Source organism: Ruminococcus albus 7 = DSM 20455 (assembly GCF_000179635.2).
Classification (GTDB): Bacteria; Bacillota; Clostridia; order Oscillospirales; family Ruminococcaceae; genus Hominimerdicola; species Hominimerdicola alba.
Genome location: NC_014833.1, coordinates 2,248,148 through 2,270,334, shown reverse-complemented (window position 1 = coordinate 2,270,334; position 22,187 = coordinate 2,248,148). Strand labels below are relative to the sequence as shown.

General features: G+C 41.2%; 21 protein-coding genes. All 21 read left to right on the top strand.

Going from position 1 to position 22,187, the window contains the following annotated elements:
• The first annotated feature begins 11 nt into the window (after positions 1 to 11).
• Positions 12 to 2,411 (top strand): hypothetical protein, encoded by a 2,400-nt coding sequence (locus RUMAL_RS10175; RefSeq protein ID WP_013498660.1) that lies wholly within the window; start codon positions 12 to 14, stop codon positions 2,409 to 2,411.
• Positions 2,412 to 2,497: 86 nt separating this feature from the next.
• The gene (locus RUMAL_RS10170; protein WP_013498659.1) at positions 2,498 to 3,700 is read left to right on the top strand and encodes a glycoside hydrolase family 10-like protein; all 1,203 of its coding nucleotides are present in this window, start codon (positions 2,498 to 2,500) and stop codon (positions 3,698 to 3,700) included.
• Between the two features lie 109 nt (positions 3,701 to 3,809).
• Complete coding sequence (locus RUMAL_RS10165; RefSeq protein ID WP_013498658.1) at positions 3,810 to 4,649, top strand: sulfide/dihydroorotate dehydrogenase-like FAD/NAD-binding protein; 840 nt, start codon at positions 3,810 to 3,812, stop codon at positions 4,647 to 4,649.
• The gene (gene gltA, locus RUMAL_RS10160; protein WP_013498657.1) at positions 4,642 to 6,036 is read left to right on the top strand and encodes an NADPH-dependent glutamate synthase; all 1,395 of its coding nucleotides are present in this window, start codon (positions 4,642 to 4,644) and stop codon (positions 6,034 to 6,036) included. Before RUMAL_RS10165 ends, gltA begins: the two co-directional genes overlap by 8 nt.
• Positions 6,037 to 6,117: 81 nt before the next feature.
• Entirely contained in the window at positions 6,118 to 6,459 is a 342-nt protein-coding gene (yajC, locus tag RUMAL_RS10155; protein WP_013498656.1) for a preprotein translocase subunit YajC, read from the top strand.
• A 100-nt stretch (positions 6,460 to 6,559) separates the two neighbouring features.
• The gene (locus RUMAL_RS10150) at positions 6,560 to 6,958 is read left to right on the top strand and encodes a TIGR04086 family membrane protein (protein ID WP_013498655.1); all 399 of its coding nucleotides are present in this window, start codon (positions 6,560 to 6,562) and stop codon (positions 6,956 to 6,958) included.
• Positions 6,959 to 7,073: 115 nt separating this feature from the next.
• On the top strand, positions 7,074 to 7,217 hold the full coding sequence (scfA, locus tag RUMAL_RS21340) for a six-cysteine ranthipeptide SCIFF (protein WP_013498654.1): 144 nt from the start codon (positions 7,074 to 7,076) through the stop codon (positions 7,215 to 7,217).
• Positions 7,218 to 7,356: 139 nt separating this feature from the next.
• A complete protein-coding gene (gene scfB / locus RUMAL_RS10145) occupies positions 7,357 to 8,730 on the top strand; it encodes a thioether cross-link-forming SCIFF peptide maturase (RefSeq protein ID WP_013498653.1) in 1,374 nt (457 codons plus the stop codon).
• Complete coding sequence (locus RUMAL_RS10140; RefSeq protein WP_013498652.1) at positions 8,730 to 9,392, top strand: hypothetical protein; 663 nt, start codon at positions 8,730 to 8,732, stop codon at positions 9,390 to 9,392. The genes scfB and RUMAL_RS10140 overlap by 1 nt, the downstream gene beginning before the upstream one ends.
• A gap of 2 nt (positions 9,393 to 9,394) precedes the next feature.
• Complete coding sequence (locus RUMAL_RS10135) at positions 9,395 to 9,748, top strand: hypothetical protein (protein ID WP_013498651.1); 354 nt, start codon at positions 9,395 to 9,397, stop codon at positions 9,746 to 9,748.
• 313 nt (positions 9,749 to 10,061) lie between these two features.
• A complete protein-coding gene (gene miaB, locus RUMAL_RS10130; protein ID WP_013498650.1) occupies positions 10,062 to 11,459 on the top strand; it encodes a tRNA (N6-isopentenyl adenosine(37)-C2)-methylthiotransferase MiaB in 1,398 nt (465 codons plus the stop codon).
• A gap of 19 nt (positions 11,460 to 11,478) precedes the next feature.
• On the top strand, positions 11,479 to 11,889 hold the full coding sequence (locus RUMAL_RS10125) for a YlbF/YmcA family competence regulator (RefSeq protein ID WP_013498649.1): 411 nt from the start codon (positions 11,479 to 11,481) through the stop codon (positions 11,887 to 11,889).
• A gap of 46 nt (positions 11,890 to 11,935) precedes the next feature.
• The gene (gene mutS, locus RUMAL_RS10120; RefSeq protein WP_013498648.1) at positions 11,936 to 14,551 is read left to right on the top strand and encodes a DNA mismatch repair protein MutS; all 2,616 of its coding nucleotides are present in this window, start codon (positions 11,936 to 11,938) and stop codon (positions 14,549 to 14,551) included.
• 71 nt (positions 14,552 to 14,622) lie between these two features.
• The gene (mutL, locus tag RUMAL_RS10115) at positions 14,623 to 16,704 is read left to right on the top strand and encodes a DNA mismatch repair endonuclease MutL (protein WP_013498647.1); all 2,082 of its coding nucleotides are present in this window, start codon (positions 14,623 to 14,625) and stop codon (positions 16,702 to 16,704) included.
• Between the two features lie 35 nt (positions 16,705 to 16,739).
• Positions 16,740 to 17,687 carry a tRNA (adenosine(37)-N6)-dimethylallyltransferase MiaA gene (gene miaA, locus RUMAL_RS10110; protein ID WP_013498646.1) on the top strand — a complete coding sequence of 316 codons (948 nt, stop codon included), beginning with the start codon at positions 16,740 to 16,742 and terminating at the stop codon, positions 17,685 to 17,687.
• Between the two features lie 118 nt (positions 17,688 to 17,805).
• A complete protein-coding gene (hfq, locus tag RUMAL_RS10105) occupies positions 17,806 to 18,054 on the top strand; it encodes an RNA chaperone Hfq (protein ID WP_013498645.1) in 249 nt (82 codons plus the stop codon).
• A gap of 15 nt (positions 18,055 to 18,069) precedes the next feature.
• Entirely contained in the window at positions 18,070 to 19,293 is a 1,224-nt protein-coding gene (locus RUMAL_RS10100) for a biotin/lipoyl attachment domain-containing protein (RefSeq protein ID WP_013498644.1), read from the top strand.
• Positions 19,250 to 19,984, top strand: a complete 735-nt coding sequence (locus RUMAL_RS10095) for a YggS family pyridoxal phosphate-dependent enzyme (protein ID WP_013498643.1) — start codon at positions 19,250 to 19,252, stop codon at positions 19,982 to 19,984. The genes RUMAL_RS10100 and RUMAL_RS10095 overlap by 44 nt, the downstream gene beginning before the upstream one ends.
• 3 nt (positions 19,985 to 19,987) lie before the next feature.
• Positions 19,988 to 20,572, top strand: a complete 585-nt coding sequence (locus RUMAL_RS10090) for a cell division protein SepF (protein WP_013498642.1) — start codon at positions 19,988 to 19,990, stop codon at positions 20,570 to 20,572.
• Complete coding sequence (locus RUMAL_RS10085) at positions 20,572 to 21,351, top strand: YlmH family RNA-binding protein (protein ID WP_013498641.1); 780 nt, start codon at positions 20,572 to 20,574, stop codon at positions 21,349 to 21,351. The genes RUMAL_RS10090 and RUMAL_RS10085 overlap by 1 nt, the downstream gene beginning before the upstream one ends.
• A 12-nt stretch (positions 21,352 to 21,363) precedes the next feature.
• Complete coding sequence (locus RUMAL_RS10080) at positions 21,364 to 22,155, top strand: DivIVA domain-containing protein (protein WP_013498640.1); 792 nt, start codon at positions 21,364 to 21,366, stop codon at positions 22,153 to 22,155.
• Positions 22,156 to 22,187 lie beyond the last annotated feature (32 nt).

The window sequence follows — 22,187 nt, the reverse complement described above, 5'->3', positions numbered from 1 at the left end:
AGTGATAAGGATTGTCAGATAAATATTCTATCGATGATTTCATGTCGGAATTCCGCATAAAATACAGACCCGATAAAGGATCAAAGTCTGAAAAGACCGATGATTTTGATATAAACTTTTCTCAGTCTGATAAAGAAAATATCTCTGCTGTAATACCTGATAGCTCGGTCGGAGAAGACACAGTTTACGGAAGAAATACTTCAGATGGAACCGGACATACAACTGTCGTGAACGAGGAAATCAAAAATGATGATCCATATTTAAGTTCAGAAGTATTAAATTCTCAGACAGGTGATAATTTTCTTGAAGAAGATGTCGTTACTGATGGTGCGGTTGATGATAAGGCTGCACTTGATACTGCCCGCAAGATCCGCAAAATTTCAAATATCAGCGGAAGACGAAAACGTAAGGGTCAGGTGCATGATGAACCTGTAAAGCGCACCAGTGTTAAAGATATCAGGCTTGATCTTGAAGATAAGTTGATCCCAAACAACGAGGATCCTGAGATATTCCCTGACGATACTTCTGTATCGGAAAATGATGAGCTCAGTAAGGAAGAGGTGCTTGAACAGCACAGAAGATCTAAGGTCAAGAACTTTGTGCTGGAAAGTATTTCAGATACAGAAACCGGATCTGACAGGAACAAGAAGACGGCTTTTGGTCAGAAGGAGTTTGAAAATTATGATGAAGCTCCGAGAATTCTTAATGATATTCTGCAGGTCAAAAGTAATCTTTTCCTGAGACTTTGTGTTCTTTTGTTCACAGGGCTCTCTAGTCTGCTGATAACTGTTGCCAATGACCTTGAATTGCCTGTAATTAAGATCTTTGACCGTTCGGTGTCACCATCTGCATTCCTGTTCTCTAACACGATTATGGGTCTGCTGGCTCTTGGTGTATCCTATTCAGTTATGACGGCTGGCATTAGGAATATGTTCCTTCGTAGGCCTGATAATGATTCTATTGCAGCTGCAGGGATCTTTGTGTCTGTTATTGCAGGTATAGCCACTCTTTTTGAACCGGAATCTATACGTGAATGCTTTTATCATGTATATATATCGGCGGCTATCATGGGGCTTATTTTCAATACGATCGGCAAGATGATGACCGTTCAGCGCACAGAGAAGAATTTCAGATATATTGCAGGTGATTTTGACAGATACGCTGTGAAGAGCGTTGATGGCAGCTCGGCTGTGAATTTTGGCAGAGGAACTGTTCCTGTAAATGCGAACATGGCTGCCATGCGTAAGACCGGATTTGTCGATGATTTTATAAAAAATAGTTATTCTCCCGATATTTCAGATAAGTTTGCAAAGTATTCAGCACCGCTGATACTGGCTGCAGGTCTGCTGACGGGTCTTCTCTCATTTATATGTGATAAGCACGCAGGTTCGGGAATCGAGAAGATCTATGTTGCTCTTGCTGCATTTTCTGGTACGGTTACGATGTGTTCATCGCTTTCTTTGATCCTTGCGGTCAATCTTCCGATAAACAAGGCTTCGGGCAAGTATTTGCAGTATTCTTCTGTTATACTCGGTTACAGTGCAGTAGATGAATACTCTGATACAAACTCAGTGCTTGTTGATGCAGCGCATCTTTTCCCGAAAGAAAGTGTCGATCTGGTCAACCTGAAACTGCTTTCCACTTATCCGCTTGATAAATGCATACTTATGGCAGCAAGCCTTGTATTCCGTTCGGACAGCGTTCTGAAAAACTCTTTTTATAAGATACTTAAAGGAAAGCTGGATATGCTTTATTCTGTTGAAAGCTATATTTATGAGGATGAAAAAGGTATCTCTGGATGGATAGATAATAAAAGAGTCCTTCTCGGTACAAGAAAGCATATGGAAGATCACTCGATCGACGGACTGCCGCCTGTTTCAAAAGAAGAGGAATACGGCAAGGGAAATGTTATATTATACCTTTCGATCTCCGGCGTTATATCAACTATGTTCGTGATAAAGGTATCGCCTTCTATCTCTGTTACCAAGTGGATGCAGGCGCTGGAAAGAGAAGGTATTGTCACTGTCATCAGGAATGTTGACGGATTTATCACAGAAGATTATCTTGAAAAGCTTTTTGATCTGGATCACGGTTCAGTGAAAATGCTGCCGTTCAGGTACCATAAAGAGTATGAAAATGAAGTCGGATATAATGTTCGCGAATCCTCATCTATGATGTGCAGTGGAAATTTCCCGGCTTTTGCGATGCTCATAAGCGGAGTTAAAAAGATAAGGTCTGCAGCACAGCTTGGTATTGCAATTCAGGCAGGTTCTGTAGCTCTCGGTGCTGCTATATGTTTGATATCAATGATACTTGGGTCGTTTTCACAGATCACTCCAACACTAATAATCGTATATCATCTGGTTTTTGCAGGCATCACCTTGCTGATGCTTGCAAGCAAAAAAGTCTGATATTAAATACCGTCGATTGTTCGGCGGTATTTTTGTTATATGAATAAAGCTCTTCTGCATATATTTTATAGAGGAGCTGATGATCAATGAAAAAGATATTAATAATGCTTCTGGTGATATTTCTTACAGGATGCGCCAGAAATAATAGTTATGATGTCATAACAGAAATTCGCGGGCAGTCACCTGAGCCGCAGCATTATCATAAAGAAAAATATAATGATAGCTATAGACCTATTAATTATGAACGTCAGAAGGCTATGTGGATCTCTTATATAGATCTTGCACCGATTTTGTCTTTGGAGAATGCTGAGGATTTCCGTAAAGGTTTTAATGCTGTCTGTGATGATATATCAGAACTTGGATGTAATACGATTTATGTTCATGTACGAGCTTTTGGTGATGCTATATATGATTCGGTAATATTTCCGCAATCGGAGTATTTTTGCGGTGATTACGATCCGCTGGAGATAATCTGCGAAACTGCTCATAGCTTTGGACTTTCCGTTCATGCCTGGATCAATCCTCTGCGTTTGCAGACTGCTGAAGAACTAAGCAGGCACTCAGGATATCAAACGGCTGAATGGTTTCTTAACGCTGATAGTCAGGTTAGCTTTTCGGATGAAAACGGGTATCTCTGGCTAGATCCTGCCTTCCCTGAGGTTAGGAAACTAATTGCAGATGGCGCATATGAGATAGTTGATAATTATGATGTTGACGGTCTGCATTACGATGATTATTTTTATCCGACTACAGATAAGCTTTTTGATGCAGAATGTTATTCAGAAACGAACTGTGCAAAAGATCTTGACGAATGGCGCAGAGAAAATATCACAGATATGTGCCGTCTGATATATAAACGAGTAAAAGATGCGGACGTGTGCGCTGAAGTCAGTATCTCTCCTCAGGGGAATATTGAAAATAACTTTTCTAAGCTGTATGCAGATGTTGAAGAATGGTGCTGTCAAGAGGGGATATGTGACAGGATAATCCCACAGATATACTATGGATATAATGATGCTGTCAAGCCTTTCATAAGTACACTGCAAGAATGGCAGGATTTATGTAAGTGTGGTTATGTATCACTGAACATAGGGCTCGGTGTATATAAGATCGATTCAGACGATGAGTTTAACGGTAATGTAGGGATTATAGGCAATCAGATCAATGATTGTAAGTCGTGTCAAGGAATTTCACTTTATACATATAGCAGTCTATTCGGTTCAAACAGAAATAATGAACGGATGATCGAAGAAAGGAAAGCTATAAGCGAAGCTCTTGTAAAATATTAATTAATTCTAATATTATTGTTACAGAAAATAATAATTGTTTTTCCTCCCCTTGTAATTTCCGATTAAATGATGTATAATAATATGAAATATGATTTGCGGAGGGATAGTATTGTTTAAGATACTAAGGAGAAAACAGCTCAATGATACTGTTGTGCTGATGGATATTGAAGCTCCATTTATTGCAAAAAAAGCAGATGCAGGCCAGTTCGTAATAGTAAGGGCAGACGAATACAGTGAACGCATACCCCTTACAATTGCAGATTTTGATCGCGAAAAAGGTGTTGTAACGATCATTTTCCAGACCATAGGTGGTTCTACGATGTCGCTTGCTGCTTTGGATCAGGGCGAAGAAATTCGTGATGTGGTAGGTCCTCTTGGAGTTGCCACCGAGTATGATGCGGATATTAAGAAAGTTGCTGTCATAGGCGGCGGCGTAGGATGTGCGATCGCTTATCCTCAAGCTAAGAAACTGCATAGAATGGGCGTTGACGTTCAGCTTATTGCAGGATTCAGAAGTAAGGACATAATAATCCTAGAGGATGAGATGAAAGCAGAATCCACTGATCTGCATATATGTACCGATGACGGCTCGTACGGCTATCATGGATTTGTTACAGACAAGCTCAAAGAGCTTATAGAATCAGGTGCTGATTTTGATGAGGTAATAGCTATCGGTCCTGTACCGATGATGAAGTTTATATGTAAAGTTACAGAACCTTACAATATAAAAACAATTGTTTCTCTTAACCCGATAATGATCGATGGCACAGGAATGTGCGGCGGATGTCGTGTAAGAGTTGGCGGCGAGATAAAATATGCTTGTGTTGATGGCCCGGATTTTGACGGTCATAAGGTTGATTTCAATGAGCTGATAAGAAGAAATTCAACTTATAACGAGGCTGAGAAACAGCACGTTTGCAGACTTATGGGAGGTGCTGTCAATGGCTGATATGAGAAAGGAAAAAACACCTGTTGCAGAGCAGGAACCTGAAGTTAGAGCTAAGAATTTTGATGAGGTCACTCTCGGATACTCATTGGAAAAAGCAGTAAGAGAAGCTATGAGATGTCTAAACTGCAAGAACAAGCCATGTATGTCCGGATGTCCCGTTGGTGTAAGGATACCTGAATTTATCGCCAAGGTCGCTGAAGGTGATCTGGCTTCTGCTTACTCTATAATCAAAACAACAAACTCACTCCCTGCTGTCTGTGGAAGAGTATGTCCGCAGGAAAATCAGTGCGAGGGAAAGTGCGTAAGGGGTATAAAAGGGGAGCCTGTTGCCATAGGAAGGCTTGAGCGTTTTGTAGCTGATTATATGAGGGATAAGGAACCTGAAATAGAACTTCCCGAGCCTAACGGACATAAGGTTGCTGTTGTAGGTGCCGGTCCAAGTGGACTTACTGCTGCCGGTGATCTTGCAAAGCTGGGATATGAAGTGACTGTATTTGAAGCATTCCATACAGCCGGCGGTGTATTGATGTACGGTATCCCCGAGTTCAGACTTCCCAAAATGATAGTTCAGCATGAGATCGATAATCTGTCAAAGATGGGAGTAAAGATCATGACCAATATGGTCATAGGCAAGGTGCTTTCCGTCGATGAACTGTTTGAGATGGGCTATGAAGCTGTTTTCGTAGGTTCAGGTGCTGGTCTTCCAAGGTTTATGGGTATTGACGGTGAGGGTCTTATTGGTGTATATTCCGCTAATGAGTATCTTACACGAATCAATCTTATGAAAGCTTATAAGAAAGAATATGCAACACCTATCATGAAGTCTCAGAAGGTCGCTGTAGTCGGCGGCGGTAATGTTGCTATGGATGCTGCACGTTCAGCTCTCAGGATTGGAGCTAAAAAGGTTTATGTAGTTTACAGACGTTCGATGGACGAGCTTCCTGCACGTAAGGAAGAAGTTCATCATGCTATGGAGGAAGGTGTTGAGTTCCTTACTCTGAATAATCCTGTTGAACTGCTTGGGGATGATAACGGAAGAGTTCGCGCCATGGTATGTAAGAAGATGGAGCTTGGAGAAGCCGATGAGAGCGGAAGAAGGAGTCCTGTTGCTGTTGAAGGTTCTGATTACGAACTTGACGTGGATACTGTTATCATGGCAATAGGCACATCTCCGAATCCTCTTATCAGGAATACTACTCCCGGACTTGATGTCAATAAGCGCGGATGTCTTATTGTTGATGATACAGAGGCTACTACCAAAAAGGGCGTATATGCCGGAGGTGATGCTGTAACAGGCGCAGCTACGGTCATTCTTGCGATGGGAGCAGGTAAAAAAGCCGCAGCCGCTATTGATGCTTATATCAAGGATCAGAATGGTGAAGCGTAAACATTCTGTTAAAATACTTGATAAATTATCGGGATTCTGCTATAATCAATAGCAGTAAATTATTGATCAGGAGGCAGTAAAATGAATTCAGCATTTATCACAGTCATGTCTGCCAGCACAGGCGCTACTACCGGAGGATATCTTCTTAGTTTTGTACCGCTGGTGCTGATACTGGTTTTCTTCTATTTCTTCATCCTCAAACCCCAGAAGAAGCAGGAGAAGCAGGACAGGGAAATGAGAGAAAGCGTAGACGTTGGTGATGAGATCATCACTAACGGCGGTATCATCGGTATAGTTACCCAGGTCAAAGAGGATAACGTTGTTATTGAGACCGGCGGCGACAGAAGTAAGATACGCATCATGAAGTGGGCTATCGCTAAGGTCGTAACTGATGATGAAGAGTCCGATAAGGATAAGGTTTGATAAATTTTCGGCACCGTATAACAAGCGGTGCCGTTTTTGTAATATGTGCTTTTCTGACCGAATATTATATAAGCAAAGAAGTTTTGGGAGGTCTGCTTAAATGAGAAAGCACAGAAGTCACAGAAGAAATTCAGGCATTGCTGCTGAGCAGATAGTCGCACTAACTGCTGCTGCAGGTATTATACTGCTTTTACTTTGTGCAATTGCGTTTATGCTTACAAAGATAGATGCAGGCAAGGACGCTTTATCAGCTATGTCTACTGGAACACTGATGATTGGAGCATATTTCGGAGGATATACCGGTGGGAAGAGACGCAGAAGAAACGGTCTGATTTCAGGCGCACTGACAGGTCTGCTTATTTTTCTTATAATACTTACAGCAGGCAGCATTATGGCAGGTGTTACTTCAAAGATTTCATTTTTTACAAAATTTGTTATCACTATTTTAGCTGCCTCGATTGGCGGAGCAGTCGGTGTAAACTCAAAAAAGGAGATGTAAATTAATATTTTGATTTATATCTATAAATATTTATATATGGTTAAACAACTATTCATAAAATTCATGTCATAATATGATATAATATCTTTAAATCAGTATATGGAGGTATGATGTTATGAAACATATCAAGACTATCAATAAGGCTAACCTTAAGAAGACTGCTGCTAAGGGTGGCTGCGGCAAGTGCCAGGCTTCTTGTCAGTCTGCTTGCAAGACTTCCTGCACAGTTGCTAACCAGAAGTGCGAAAGAGAAGCTTGATCCACAAGAACCGTTTGAGGGGAGCTTTTTAAGCTCCCGATACAGCGGGCGAGCACAGGTCATCTCTACTAGGTCTTGGCTGACCCGTAGAGCTGGGCTTTGGTCGTCCGTTATTTTTTAAGATTTGTGAGGGAAGAAAATGATCCATAAATATAAGCTGTCGGGATTCAATGTCCTGCTTGATGTAAACAGTGGCGGTGTCCATATCATAGATGATCTTACTTATGATATACTGGATAGTGTTGAGCCGCCTTTTGCAGAAGAATGTCCCGCAGAAGTTATAGCAAAGCTTTCCAGAAGCTATCCTGCAGAAGATATCAAAGAATGCTATGAGGAAATAGTTTCGCTGTACAATGACAAGATACTTTTTTCAGAGGATGATTATGAAAAGTATGCACTTGCATCAGTAGCATCTCCTGTAAAAGCTATGTGTCTTCATATTTCTCATGACTGCAATCTGAGATGTAAGTACTGCTTTGCTTCTACCGGTGATTTTGGTGTCGGCAGAAAGCTGATGGACTTTGAAACTGCTAAACGTGCTATTGATTTTCTGATCGAAAAGTCTGCTGACAGAAAATTCCTTGAGGTCGATTTTTTTGGCGGTGAACCGTCCATGAATTTCGGCGTGGTTATGAAGACAGTCGAGTATGCGCGTTCACGTGAGAAGGAAACAGGTAAGACCTTCAGATTTACCACTACAACTAACGGTATGCATCTTACTGATGAGATGATTGATTTCATAAATAAGGAGATGTACAATGTCGTTCTTTCAATAGATGGTAGAAAAGAGGTCAACGACAGAGTAAGGGTACGTGTTGATGGATCAGGCAGCTATGATACTATAACCAAGAACTTCAAACGTCTGGTCGATAAGCGTCCTGCTGACAGAGATTGGTATGTACGAGGTACCTATACCAAGTACAATCTCGATTTTTCCGAAGATGTTATGCATCTTTATGATCTTGGATTTGAGCAGATATCCGTTGAGCCTGTTATGGCTGATGCAAAAGAACCTTATGCTATAACTGAGGCTGATCTTCCGCGCATTTTCAAGGAGTATGAAGTACTTGCTGAAAAGATCAAAAAGATCAGATCAGAAGGAAAGTTTATCAATTTCTTCCATTTTATGTTAGATCTCGATCAGGGTCCCTGTGCTATCAAGCGTCTCCGCGGATGTGGCTGCGGAAATGAGTATGTCGCTATTACTCCGGACGGTGATATCTATCCCTGTCATCAATTTGTAGGTATTGATGAATACAAAATGGGCAGTCTTTATGATGGTAGCTTCAATCTCGAAATGAAAGACGAGTTTGCTAAGGCTCATGTCTATACCAAGCCCGAATGTAAAAAGTGCTGGGCTAAATTCTACTGCAGCGGCGGCTGTAATGCCAATAACTATATTTATCAGGGTGACATACATACTGCCCATAAGCTTTCATGTCAGATACAGAAGAAACGTCTTGAAGTTGCTATCTTGATGAAGGCTGTTCAGCTGCTTGATGATGCTGAATAATGTTTGATTACAGGGAACTCCGTGAGCTTTTTGATATAAATGAGCCACTTGGCTGGAGCGAGAAAAACATATCATCATTGAAAACTGAATACGGCAGTCTTCCTGCTGCGCTGGAGGATTATTACAGGCAGTGTGCGGGCTGTGATGTGCTTGCTTCTAATCCTGCAGGTGATTATCTTATGTCTGCAGAGAAAGTCGGTATGTACAAAGAGCAGGGATACTATGTTTTCTTTTCTGAAAATCAGAGCGTATCCTTTTGGGGCATAAAACTTGAGGATATGGACAAGCCTGATCCTCCTGTATATGAGAGTTATGACCATGGTGAATGGTTTCTCACAGGAGATAGTCTTTCAAAGTTTCTTATCTCCGAAGGCTATCTTTGTGCAGTCACAAGCGGCTTAGAATATGCGACGGAAGATTATCTTGAAGCTGATGAAGAACAGGCTGAAAATATCCGCAGTAAATTTGAACATATCGAACGTGCGGACAGCGGAATATATCAGGGTGCAGAGTTCTACCGTATCAATGAAGATTCATACATGGCTCTTCTGCCTGACAGCTCCGGCAGTCTTGTGATATTCGCATCAAAAAGTGAGGAAGGCTTTGATGAGGCTGAAAAAGCAGTTCTGCCTTTAATTGATATTGATCCCGAGGAGGACTAATAATGAAAAATATAGCTGACTACTATCCTTCAAAATACTGCGCCGACGGTATCAAATGTGTTGCCGCTGGTGTATATGAGTATGAAGGTATGTATTTTACCAGCCTGTCCTTTGAGCAGGAACCTGAATACGGAGAACATGATGATGCAAGTGATATCTCTCAGCACCCCCTGGAGGATATACTTAATAAATTTGGTGTTTACGTTCAGGATTATTTTGAGTACGATATTTATTACGGCTCAAAGCAGTGTCACCTTGAATTTGCTTCAACTGAAATTGAAAATATCAAGGCGCTGAGGACTATACTCGGCAGACACGTTTATTGTGACAGCGAGGGTCAGCTGGTCATTGAATGATATCTGAGCTCCTGCAATTGCGGGAGCTTTTTTACATGGTCAATATAACAGCGATACTGATATGATCTTTCAAGTACAGAATACCTTGCATCATTGATATGGACTATATGTGATAGTTATAAATGAAGTTTGTTGTTTGATGATGAGAGATAAACAATTAATCGTTTTTTATGTTGACAAATCATGTAAAAGGTTATATAATTATAATGTATGCTGCACAATGGATCATTATGTGTTGATGCGTTTGTTTGCGGCTTATACGGAAGTTCCCGAATAATTCGGTCATAATAAATATTTTGAAATGAGGAAAGAAATGTCAGAAAAATATGTTCCTGCTGTCGGAAATGAGGATGCTTTTCAGGGTCTTATAAAGTGGGCTGAAAAATATCACAATGATAATGGTCATGCCCCGATGGCCTACATACATTCCTACGGATGTCAGCAGAATGTCAGCGATGGTGAAAAGTTAAAGGGAATGCTTGATAAGATCGGGTATGGTTTCACCGATGATACAGACACAGCGCAGCTTATACTTTTGAATACCTGTGCTGTTCGAGAGAACGCTGAGGACAGAGTGTTTGGCAATATCGGCAATTTCAAAAAGCTGAAAGAACAGAATAAAGATCTTGTTATCGGGATATGCGGATGTATGGCTCAGCAGAAACACGTAGCTGATAAGATAAAGGAGTCCTATCGTCAGGTAGACCTTGTTTTCGGAACGTTTGCTTATAATGAGTTCTATTCCATGTTATGGGAGATCATTTCCAAGCATAAGCGCCTTTTTAATCAGAGTGAGGTATGTACTGAGATCGATGAAAGCATGACTCAGCTTCGTGATGATAAGTTCAGGGCATTTGTACCTATTATGTACGGCTGTAATAATTTTTGTACATACTGTATAGTTCCTTATGTTCGTGGCAGAGAACGAAGCCGAAAGCCTGAAGCTGTACTCGCCGAAGTTAAAAGCCTTGTCGAGCAGGGCTATAAGGAGATCACTCTGCTCGGTCAGAATGTTAATTCCTATGCTTACGGTTTCCCGCAGCTTCTGAAAGATATTGATAAGATACAGGGTAAGTTCCGTATCAGATTTATGTCAAGTCATCCTAAGGATGCTACAAAAGAACTGATTGATACTATCATTGACAGCGAACATATCTGTAAGCATCTTCACCTCCCTGTACAAGCAGGAAGCGATAGAGTGCTAAAAGCGATGAACCGTCGATATACAACTGAAAAGTATCTGGAGATGATAGATTATGCCCGCGGACGTATGCCTCATTTTTCCTTTACTACTGACCTTATAGTAGGTTTTCCGGGTGAGAGTTATGAGGAATTCTGTCAGACGAAAGATATCATAAAGCGCGTGAAATATGATAACATATATTCATTTGTGTATTCTAGACGATCAGGCACCCCTGCTGCTAAGATGGAAGATAATATATCGGACAAGCAGAAGGGACTGTGGCTGAGAGAACTTCTTCTTGAACAGCGTGAAATAACTTGTGAGTGGTTCGGTAGATTTGTCGGACAGACAGTTGAAGTTCTTGCAGAAGGCGAGGGACGTACAGCAGAAGGGTGGCTCACGGGAAAAAATGACGAGAATATAATCGTTGAGTTTCCCGCAGATAAAAAGTATATAGGCGAATTTGTCAAAGTGCGCATTAACAAGGCTATGAATTGGGCGCTCTCAGGCGAACTCGTTTCAGAATAATCATTAAGGAGTAGTTAAAATGAATGTTATAGAACTTACAAGACAGCTTGGTAAAGCTATCCAGGAAGATGAAAGATATAAGAAGTACGAGGCGGCTTGTGCTCTTAATGATACAGATACCGAGATCCAGAATGAGATCGGCAAGTTCAATCAGATGCGTCAGGATCTCAGTGTCGAGATGAGAAAACCCGATAAAGATGCTGACAGGCTCACAACACTCGATCATGATATAAAGGAGCTTTACGAAAAGATAATGGCTATGCCCAAAATGGTCGAGTATAACGAAGCTAAGGCAGATATAGATGCTCTTATGAAATCGGTATACTATATCCTCCAGCAGTCTGCTAATGGTGAGGATCCTGAAACTTGTCCTGCACAGGCACCTTCGGGTTGCTCGGGAAGCTGCTCGACCTGCGGAGGCTGCGGCTAATTAAGTATTAAAAATTATCTTTTTACATAGAACGGAGCGGGCAGAAGTGACACTTAAAGAGATAGATGAATCAAAGCTTACACCCATGATGAAACAATATCTGGCAGTAAAGAAAAAGTATAAGAACCATATACTTTTCTACCGTCTGGGTGACTTTTACGAGATGTTCTTTGATGATGCGCTGATAGTATCAAAGGAGCTGGAACTCACCCTTACGGGGAGAGATTGCGGACTGGACGAGCGTGCACCTATGTGCGGTGTGCCTTTTCATGCCTGCGACGTTTATCTGAAAAAACTAATAGAAAAAGGACACATGGTAGCAATATGCGAGCAGACCAAAGATCCTTCGGAGTGTCAGGGGCTCGTTCCACGTGATGTAATACGTGTTGTTACTCCGGGCACTCTCATTGAGAGCAGTATGCTTGATGAGTCTTCAAACAATTATCTCTGTGCGTTTTATATGCGTTCCAAGGAAGCGTCCCTCTGTCTTGCGGATATCTCCACAGGCGAAGTTCACCTATTTGAATTCACAGGCAAAGATACAGCCAACAGCGCAATAAATGAGCTCTCAAGATTTTCTCCTTCGGAGATACTTATCAATGATTCTATTCTTTCAAATAAGGAAATATCCGGGTTTATACGTGAAAAAATAAAGACAAGTGTTCAGCTGCTGGAGGATGCGGATTTTGATCCTGCTAATCATACTGATGAGGTCCTTACGCAGTTTTCTGTTAACAGCCTTGATTCTCTCGGACTCAAACCTGACAGCCTGAGTGCATTTGCGGTATGTGGACTTTTCGCATATATCCACGAAACACAGAAGGCACTTGTGGGTCGATTCTCCGAGATCACCCGTCACGATGCTGATCCGATAATGACTATAGGTTTTACTGCGAGAAGAAACCTTGAATTAACAGAAACTCTCCGCAATAAGCAGAAAAAGGGTTCATTACTGTGGGTCATCAGCAACACCAAGACTTCCATGGGTAATCGTATGCTGAAATCCTGGCTTGAACAGCCACTTATCAATCCTGCAAAGATTATTGACAGGCTTAATGCAGTTGAACAGTTTGTGCGTGATCCGGTATCTCTTGGTGAGATCCGTGAAGTGCTGAGTGGAGTATATGATCTTGAACGACTCATGACAAGAGTTATGTATCGTTCTGCAAGTCCGCGTGATCTCAAATCTCTTTCACTGACAGCGTTGAAACTCCCGGAACTTAAAAAGCTGCTGTCAGCTTTTGACGGTAAACTTATCAAAGATTGTACCGGAAGGATATCGACTCTTGATGCAATTTCTAACCTTGTTGAAAATGCCATTGTTGACGAGCCTCCTGCCAACGTTAAGGACGGCGGAGTTATTCGTGATGGTTTTAATGAGCAGCTTGACGGTCTTAGGAATATAATCTCTGGCGGAAAAGGCATTATAGATGATATTGCGGAGCGTGAAAAAGAAAAGACGGGTATCAAGAACCTGAAGATTGGTTATAACCGTGTGTTCGGCTATTATATAGAGGTCACTAAATCTTATTATGATCTTATACCTGATAATTATATAAGGAAGCAGACTCTCGCTAACTGTGAAAGATTCATTACTGATGAACTTAAAGTTGCTGAAAACACCATACTGGGTGCAAGCGATAAGATTCTGACCATTGAGCAGGAGATATTCGGTGAGGTCAGAGAGTTTATAGCTACACAGTTAAGACTGGTACAGGAAACTGCAACTGCTGTTGCGGAGATAGATGTCCTTTGTTCCTACGCCACTGCAGCTATAAAGAACAATTATACCAAACCCGAGATAGCTATCGACGGTATAATCAATATCAAAAACGGCAGGCACCCTGTTGTTGAGCTTATGCAGCAGGATGAAGTATTCGTTCCTAATGATACTTATCTTGATCTTACAGGCAATCGAATGGCTGTTATAACAGGTCCTAATATGTCTGGTAAATCCACATATATGCGACAGGTGGCACTTATTACTCTTATGGCACAGATAGGTTGTTTTGTACCTGCCGATTATGCTAAGATATCGGTTGTAGACCAGATATTTACAAGGATAGGTGCATCCGATGACCTGACAGCAGGTCAGTCAACCTTCATGGTTGAAATGAGTGAGGTGGCTGATATAGTAAAGCATGCCACCAAAAACAGCCTTGTTATACTTGATGAAGTAGGCAGAGGTACATCAACTTTTGATGGTATTGCAATTGCAAGAGCAGTATCGGAGTATATCTCCACATCACGTTCTCTCGGCTGCAAGACCCTTTTCGCGACCCATTATCACGAACTTATCGCTCTTGAAGATGAACTTGACGGCATTAAGAATTATTCTGTTGCGGTTAAGCGTCAGGGAGATAATATAAAGTTCCTGCGTAAGATAGTAAAGGGTGGAGCTGATGAAAGCTTCGGTATCGAAGTTGCCAAACTTGCAGGTCTGCCAAACAAGATAATCGGCAGAGCAAAGTCTCTTTTGGGTGAAATGGAAGCAGAATCTATAAAGGCTAAAGCTGCTGTTGCAGAGAGTGACAGCGGACAGATATCCTTTGACAGGATAAGCGATAGTATAGTAACTGATAAGCTCCGTAAGACCAATATCGACGAAATGAACGATGAAGAACTGAGGGAGTTTGTTAAAGACTTGTTGAGATATGTATAATGACTTAGTTCACGATCCAACTCTATATAAATACATTAGTGGGCTCGGTGAGCCATAGAACAGGAAAGAAAATGTCAGAAATAAGAGTTTTAAGCAGGGAAGTTTCCGAGCTTATAGCTGCTGGAGAGGTAATTGACCGTCCGGCTTCTGTTATTAAGGAACTTCTTGAAAACGCCATAGATGCCGGTGCGACTGTAATAACCGTTGAGATCAAAAACGGCGGCAGAACATATATGAGAGTGACGGACAACGGCAAGGGCTTAGCACCTGATGATCTGCCCATCGCTTTTCTTCGCCATGCTACCAGTAAAATATCTCAAAAGGATGACCTTGACAGCATAATGACACTTGGTTTCAGAGGTGAAGCACTGGCTTCTATTTGTGCTGTCGCAAAAGTTGATGTAATGACAAAACGTCGTGAAGACAGCTATGGTACGCATTATGCTATCGAGGGTGCAGAAGAAAAAATCAGCGAACAATGCGGCTGTCCCGATGGAACAACTTTTATAGTAAGAGATATTTTCTACAATGTTCCTGCTAGGTTGAAATTCCTGAAAAAAGATAGCTCTGAAGCTAATCACGTTGCTGATCTTGTCACAAAGCTTACTCTCTCTCATCCTGACATATCCTTCAAATTGATTCGTGATAATAAAAATGAGATAATCACAGCAGGAGACGGCAAAATTTATTCATCTGTATATTCGGTATACGGCAGAGAATTTGCCAATAGTCTTATTGAAGTTGATCACACATGGCAGGGTATTCACGTTTATGGTTATACAGTAAAACCTCTTTCGGCTAAGCCTAACAGAAAATTTCAGAATTTTTTTGTAAACAGTAGATTTGTAAGATCGAAAGCTTGTGCTGCTGCAATTGAGGAAGCATACCGAAATAATATCATGGTTGGAAAATTCCCTGCGTGTGTCCTTTATATCGATGTTCCGCCAAATACTATTGATGTTAACGTTCATCCTACTAAGATAGAGGTTCGTTTTTCAGATGAGAAACTTATCCATGAGGCAGTATTTTTTGCAGTCAAGAATGCACTTATGGAAAAAGATGAACCCGGTGAACTTGTACTCAATGATAGCAGAAACTTTACAGACCATGAACTTTTTGATTTTCCGCCTGAGGATAAAAGTGTCCAGCTTGAATTTTCGGTAGAGGAAGAAACACTACCCGAAGCTGATAAGATTTTGAATCAGATGTCAGCAGTCGAATCGGAAAATCGTTCTGTAAATGCAACCGAGCCTGTTGTTGATGACGAAAGACCTTTACCTGAGCCTCCCGAAAAGCGGCCATTTGAACCTAAGATAACTAAGGTAGAAAACATACCGATAGATGAAGATAAACGAAAATCGGGTGAAGATCTTTTCCTCGCAGAACTGGCAGAACCTTCTCCGGTACCTGTTCCCAAAATACAGGAAAAGATCACCGTTGAGGAGATCAACAAAGTTCTTCAGGAGATACCGCTGCCCGAAGTTCCTGCAGAAGAGGAAAAGGATGATGATTTCCATTATATAAATGACAGGAGCTTTATCCGCTCTGTTGTACGCGAGGTCAAAAAAGAACCTGAAAAGCCAAAGCCCATTGTAGTTGGTGAGCTGTTCAGGACTTATGTAGTCGCTCAGGTCGGGGATGAGATGTTGCTTATGGATAAGCACGCTGCCCATGAGCGGTATATATTTGAAAAGATCAAAAATGATATAAGCGAACTTGAAACACAAATGCTGCTTGAACCGGTCATGGTTATGCTTTCTTATGATGAGTTTGATGCCCTTGCTGCAAATCTTGACAAGCTGAGCAGGCTGGGTTTTGAGATCGAACCTGATGTGGCACCTACAGTTGCTGTAAAGGGCGTGCCTATAATACTCGGTGATTCAGAAAATCCCACTGACATAGTTACTGAGCTTGCAAGGAATTTTATTCAGTGCAGAAACAACCCTCAGCTTGAGGTATTTGATGATCTTTATCACTCAATTGCCTGCAAAGCAGCGATAAAAGCAAACGATAACAACAGTACTATAGAATTGCAGGCTTTGTTGAATGCTGTATATGGTAATGAAAACATCAGGTACTGCCCACATGGTAGACCTGTAATTATAACGCTAAGTAAAAAGGATATTGAAAAGCAGTTCAGAAGACTTGTATGATAAGGTCTTTGAAAGTTATATAAAGAGGTGAATGCATGGATAATAACAAAATACCCCTTCTTGTAATTGCAGGACCAACAGCTTCAGGCAAAACAGCTCTTGCAGTTGAGATCGCAAAGATTTATGACGGTGAGGTAATATCAGCTGATTCCATGCAGATATATAAGGGCTTGAACATAGCCACAGCCAAGCCTACCGTGGATGAGATGCAGGGTATTCCGCATCACCTTATTGATTTTCTTGAACCTGATGTTTCTTTTAGTGTGGCAGATTATGTATCACTTGCAGGAAAGGTCATAAGAGAAGTAACCTCACGCGGTAAACTTCCGATCGTATGTGGTGGTACTGGATTGTATATAAGCTCACTTGTTGACAATATTATATTTGATGATACAGGCAGCGACCCGGTTATACGAGCCAGACTTGAAAAGCAGGTAAAGGAAGATGGTGCACACGCTCTTTGGCTGAAACTGAAGGAGATCGATCCGGAAACTGCTGAAAAAGTCCATGAGAACAATCTTCCGCGGGTCATTCGTGCCATAGAGGTCTTTGAACTTACCGGAATAAAACTTTCCGAGCACAAGATCAACAGCAGAAGAGAGGCTTCTCCCTATCATTCCTGTATAATAGGATTAACTGCCGAAAACAGGCAGTACCTCTATGACCGAATAGAGAAAAGAGTTCATATCATGGTTGATAATGGTATGGTTGAGGAATGCAGGGAGGCATGGCTAAAAGGCGGGCTTGCAACCGCCGGGCAGGCTATAGGTTATAAGGAGCTTGTTCCATATTTTGAAGGCAAGGCAGAACTTGGTGATTGTATTGATAAAATAATTATTGAAACAAGGCACTATGCCAAAAGACAGCTGACATGGTTTAGGCGAGTTGACAGTATTTCATGGGTGAAAATTGATAATTTTGACGAATCTAAAAAAATTATCGGAAATGTGCAAAATATAGTAGCCAAATCCGAAATTCTGTGATATAATATAATGTGATGTATAATAAATGCATCATCATGGTTTGAATGCCGCCGTTTGTCTTCTTTTGCGGCATTCGGTTAGTTCAGACACACGAAGAGAAAGAGCAGGAGTGTATGTTATGAATAAGAATATCAATCTTCAGGACGTTTTTCTGAATCAGGCTAGAAAAGAACAGGTCATGGTAAAGTTCATACTGATGAACGGATACCAGTTTAAGGGTATTGTTAAGGCTTTTGACAGCTATGTTGTCTTCCTTGACTGTGAAGGCAAGCAGAACGTTGTATATAAGCACGCTATCTCTACTATAGTACCTGATCGTTCCATCAACATCCTTGATGCTGCTAAAAATGAACACACTGAAGGATAAGGAAGTAATGCATAAATGAATTCATTGACCGTAAAGATACTTGCGGCACTGGTTTCTATTTTAATGATAACCACAATATGCACTCAGGTGTATTATTATCTGCATGATAAGCATGATACTGAGGAAGCTGTACTTGCTACTGTCAATGAGGATATCGTGTTTGACGGTATTATTGTCAGAGATGAAAGTGTTGTGACTTATAATGGCGGCGGTGTGCTTGATTATAAGTATGCTGATGGAAGCAAAGTTTCTATGAACAGCACTGTTGCTGAAGTTTTTCCATCTGAGAATGCTATATATGCAAGAAAAAGGATAGCTGAGATCGATGCTGAGATAGAGCAGCTTGAAAAAGCTCAGGATCCTGCCACTACAAATTATGCTGAGCCCGATGCGCTCATATCAGGTATGAAAAGTGGTTATAATGATCTTCTGGAATCAGTGGAAAACAGAGATTTTGACAGGATACCCGACATAAGGTCAAGGATAGCACTTAACAGTAATATGTACAGTGTTATAACCGGCACTCAGTCTGATTTTTCAGATGCCATCGCAACACTTAAATCAGAGAGAAGCAAGCTGATGGATCTTGCAACCGAACCCAGTGATGCTATTAAGGCAGATAAGACCGGATATTTTGTATCATACGCTGATGGATATGAATCTCAGCTTAAGACATCAGATGTCAATAAACTTACTGAAAGCGATATCCGCGATGTTATCAAAGGAGAAGTTGATCCTCCCGCTAATGCAATAGGCAAGACCTTCGACAGCTATAACTGTAAGATAGTAGGTATAGTAAAGGCAGATTCAAGGATCGCCGACGATGCTGATGTTTCATTGAAGCTGAACTCATCACGTACTATTTATAACTGCAAAGTCGATTCTGTTAAGAATAACGGAGATAATATGATCGTTGTTCTTGACTGTGACAGGGTAGATCAGACCATGGTCGATTCAAGGGTGCTTTCTGCAAAACTGATATTTGATGAATATCAGGGCATTAAAATCCCCAGAAGTGCTTTGAGATTTCGCGGTGACGAAAAGGGTGTATATGTTATACTGGGTAAGGATATTTCATTCAAGAAGATCAATGTGATATATGAAGGTGATGATTTTGTCCTTTCAGAAAATACTTCCGATGAAGAGTATCTTCTGCTTTATGATCAAATTCTGCTAGAGGTGGTATCAAACAAAGATGTGTCAGTCAGCAGCGAAGCCGAACGATTATCCTCAGAGTGAGTTCGGCGCAGTATTGGATAACTACAAACGTATATGTTATAATGTGGAAAATGCTAAAGCAAAGTACCGCAGTAATGATGATAAGATAGATATTATGGCTGTGACAAAAACTGTTGCACCTGAGAAAATAAATTTCGCTATAGATCAGGGTATAACTCTGCTGGGCGAAAACAGAGTACAGGAATTTCTTTCCAAAAAAGACAGTTATAACAAATCAGCGCAGGTCCACATGATAGGTCGCCTGCAGACGAATAAAGTCAAATATATCATCAATGAAGTTTCAATGATACAATCGGTGGACAGCTTGAAGCTCGCGAAAGAGATAAATAGACTCGCTGTAAAGAATGACAGGATCATGGATGTCCTGCTTGAGATTAATATAGGCGATGAAGTGAGCAAAAGCGGTGTGGCTGCAGATGGTCTTGATGAGCTCATCTATGAAACAGCACAGCTCAGTAATGTGCGTATCAAAGGACTTATGGCTATCCCGCCCGTAGGCTGCGGTGAGGATATGTTTGAACGTATGCACAGTATATTTCTGCGTGTAAAAGAAAATGCTGTGCCTAATGTTTCCATGGAGATACTTTCCATGGGAATGTCAGGAGATTATGAACTTGCGATAAAGCATGGTTCAAATCTCGTTCGTATAGGTACTGCTCTGTTCGGTGCCAGAAATTATATGGAGGGTTAGTAAATGGGCATATTGAAAGGTTTTACAAATCTTTTTATAGGTGAAGACGATTCTGATGGAATTGATTTCAGCCAGGATTTCGGTTCTCCTAACGGCGGCAAAGGTTCCGCTGCAAAGGACAGCTTTTTTGATGATTTCAACGGTAACAGTTCAAAAACAGGCAGTCGTTCAAAGGATAAGGAAGTGATATCCACACCCGATCCTTTTGATGACAGTTTTGTCAGATCGTTTGCTGCCAGTGAATCTGAATTTTACAGCAGCAAAGGGAATAGTTTTGAGGAGGATCGCAAAATGAGTTTTGAACAGACAACAACGTTACAGATAGTACTTGCCAGACCTGTGGATTTCTCCGAGGTCAGAAGTATCGGTGATGATATTAATGCTTTCAAGACCGTTATACTTAATCTTGAAATGGTAAAAAGTGACGATGCGAAGAGAATACTTGATTTTCTTTCCGGCGTAGCGTATGCAAACAAGGCTCAGATAAAAATGATGGCTCAGAAAACTTTCGCGATCATGTCCAAGAACGTTAAGTTTGATGGGAAAGATCTGCTGACCGAACTTGAAAATAACGGTTACAGTTTCTGATGAAAAACAGGGATCTTTCATTCCTGAATGACCTTAGCAATGATGATAAGCGTTTACTGTCAATGTTCCTTGATTGGACCGATCTGGCAGAAGAAAAATACATAACGAAGTATTCTGCTTTTCTTGATGAAAGACAGTGCAGGCTTTGTGAGAAAGTCATGGCTTCGGTAAAATATGAAAACTATTTGCTTTGGGGCGGATATAATGAAGCTGAACGTAAAATGCTTTGTGTATATCCTCCGTATAGCGATGATATAATAAATTCATTCCCGATGCGTTCTTTAACTTTCAGATTTCGTCGTGAGGACAAGCTTGATCATAGAGATTTTCTTGGTTCTCTGATGGCTCTTGGTATAACGCGCGGGTGTGTTGGTGATATCCTGGTGGGCATTGGTTCAGCTTCTGTTTTTGTTAAAGACACAGTGCTGCTTGATGTGTTGGGTGTTACTAAGATAGGCAGGGTCGGTGTGAAAGCTGATGAGGGCTTTGATGCACAGAATATCAAGGAACCTGAATTCCGGGAGATCACCGGTACTGTGGCTTCACTCAGGCTGGACAGTGTAGTTTCTCTGGCATTAAGGATGTCCAGAGAAAAGGCTTCTGCTTTGATAAAAAGCGGATTAGCGGAAGTATCACATGAAAAGACCGATCAACCCAGCAGAATGGTTGAGGTCGGAAATAAGATCTCTGTAAGAGGTCACGGGAAATTCTTGCTTAAGTCTGTTGACGGTATAAGTCATAAAGACAGAATGCATATTACTATATGTAAATATATTTAGGAGGGCTTAACAATGATGACAGCAAAAAGTATCAAAAGCGCAGCTTTTGAATCTGAGAAAAACGGGTACAGCCAGGCTCAGGTCGATAGATTTCTGGCAGAAGTAGCAAAAGAATTTGCTGATCTTGAAGCTGAAAACGCTGAGAGTGAAGAAAAGATCGCCAAGCTGGTTGAAAAAATAACCGAATATAAAGAAGACGAGGATGCTATCAAAGGAGCTCTTCTTTCTGCACAGAAGGAAGCTGCAAAGATCATCAACGATGCTAAAAACAAAGCAAATGCAATTGTTGACGGCGCTAAGAGTGAACAGAGAAAACTCGCTGAACAGTCTGCAGCTGAATGTGAGAAGATCGTAAGGGAGCATAAGGAAAGATGTGCTGCTCTTATAAAGGAAAATACTGAGATCACTGAGCAGAAGATCAACGCACTCAGAAATGCTTATGATGATGAAAAAGCAGCTTATGATGAACTCAGAGCTGAGGTAACATATTTCAAGGCTAATCTGACATCTCTTTATCAGCAGCAGATCAAGCTCGTAATGGAACTTCCTACTCTTTCTGATGCTGAGCTTGAAGCTTACGAAAACGGTGAAGATGAGTATTATGATGAAGATGGCTATGAATATGAGGATGAAAAGGATGTTGTTGAGGAGTTTGTTAATGATGATACTCCCGAGCAGCCTTATCAGCCTGAAGCTACTGCTTCCACAGCTGAACTCGATAAAGTGCTTAACACCGGTTCCTTTGATCCGGTAATACACAAGCCCAATCCGGATGATCTTCAGTTCGGTAAAAAGAACGGTTAATAGGTCTATGAAGGCTCTGTATCCGCAGGGCC

Coding starts and splice junctions, on each gene's coding strand:
- RUMAL_RS10140 (WP_013498652.1), top strand. CDS start 8,730: ATGTTTGATTACAGGGAACTCCGTGAGCTTTTTGATATAAATGAGCCA.
- miaA (WP_013498646.1), top strand. CDS start 16,740: ATGGATAATAACAAAATACCCCTTCTTGTAATTGCAGGACCAACAGCT.
- RUMAL_RS10100 (WP_013498644.1), top strand. CDS start 18,070: ATGAATTCATTGACCGTAAAGATACTTGCGGCACTGGTTTCTATTTTA.
- miaB (WP_013498650.1), top strand. CDS start 10,062: ATGTCAGAAAAATATGTTCCTGCTGTCGGAAATGAGGATGCTTTTCAG.
- RUMAL_RS10125 (WP_013498649.1), top strand. CDS start 11,479: ATGAATGTTATAGAACTTACAAGACAGCTTGGTAAAGCTATCCAGGAA.
- hfq (WP_013498645.1), top strand. CDS start 17,806: ATGAATAAGAATATCAATCTTCAGGACGTTTTTCTGAATCAGGCTAGA.
- RUMAL_RS10135 (WP_013498651.1), top strand. CDS start 9,395: ATGAAAAATATAGCTGACTACTATCCTTCAAAATACTGCGCCGACGGT.
- gltA (WP_013498657.1), top strand. CDS start 4,642: ATGGCTGATATGAGAAAGGAAAAAACACCTGTTGCAGAGCAGGAACCT.
- RUMAL_RS10080 (WP_013498640.1), top strand. CDS start 21,364: ATGATGACAGCAAAAAGTATCAAAAGCGCAGCTTTTGAATCTGAGAAA.
- scfB (WP_013498653.1), top strand. CDS start 7,357: ATGATCCATAAATATAAGCTGTCGGGATTCAATGTCCTGCTTGATGTA.
- RUMAL_RS10085 (WP_013498641.1), top strand. CDS start 20,572: ATGAAAAACAGGGATCTTTCATTCCTGAATGACCTTAGCAATGATGAT.
- mutL (WP_013498647.1), top strand. CDS start 14,623: ATGTCAGAAATAAGAGTTTTAAGCAGGGAAGTTTCCGAGCTTATAGCT.
- RUMAL_RS10095 (WP_013498643.1), top strand. CDS start 19,250: ATGTGTCAGTCAGCAGCGAAGCCGAACGATTATCCTCAGAGTGAGTTC.
- RUMAL_RS10170 (WP_013498659.1), top strand. CDS start 2,498: ATGAAAAAGATATTAATAATGCTTCTGGTGATATTTCTTACAGGATGC.
- RUMAL_RS10090 (WP_013498642.1), top strand. CDS start 19,988: ATGGGCATATTGAAAGGTTTTACAAATCTTTTTATAGGTGAAGACGAT.
- RUMAL_RS10150 (WP_013498655.1), top strand. CDS start 6,560: ATGAGAAAGCACAGAAGTCACAGAAGAAATTCAGGCATTGCTGCTGAG.
- scfA (WP_013498654.1), top strand. CDS start 7,074: ATGAAACATATCAAGACTATCAATAAGGCTAACCTTAAGAAGACTGCT.
- yajC (WP_013498656.1), top strand. CDS start 6,118: ATGAATTCAGCATTTATCACAGTCATGTCTGCCAGCACAGGCGCTACT.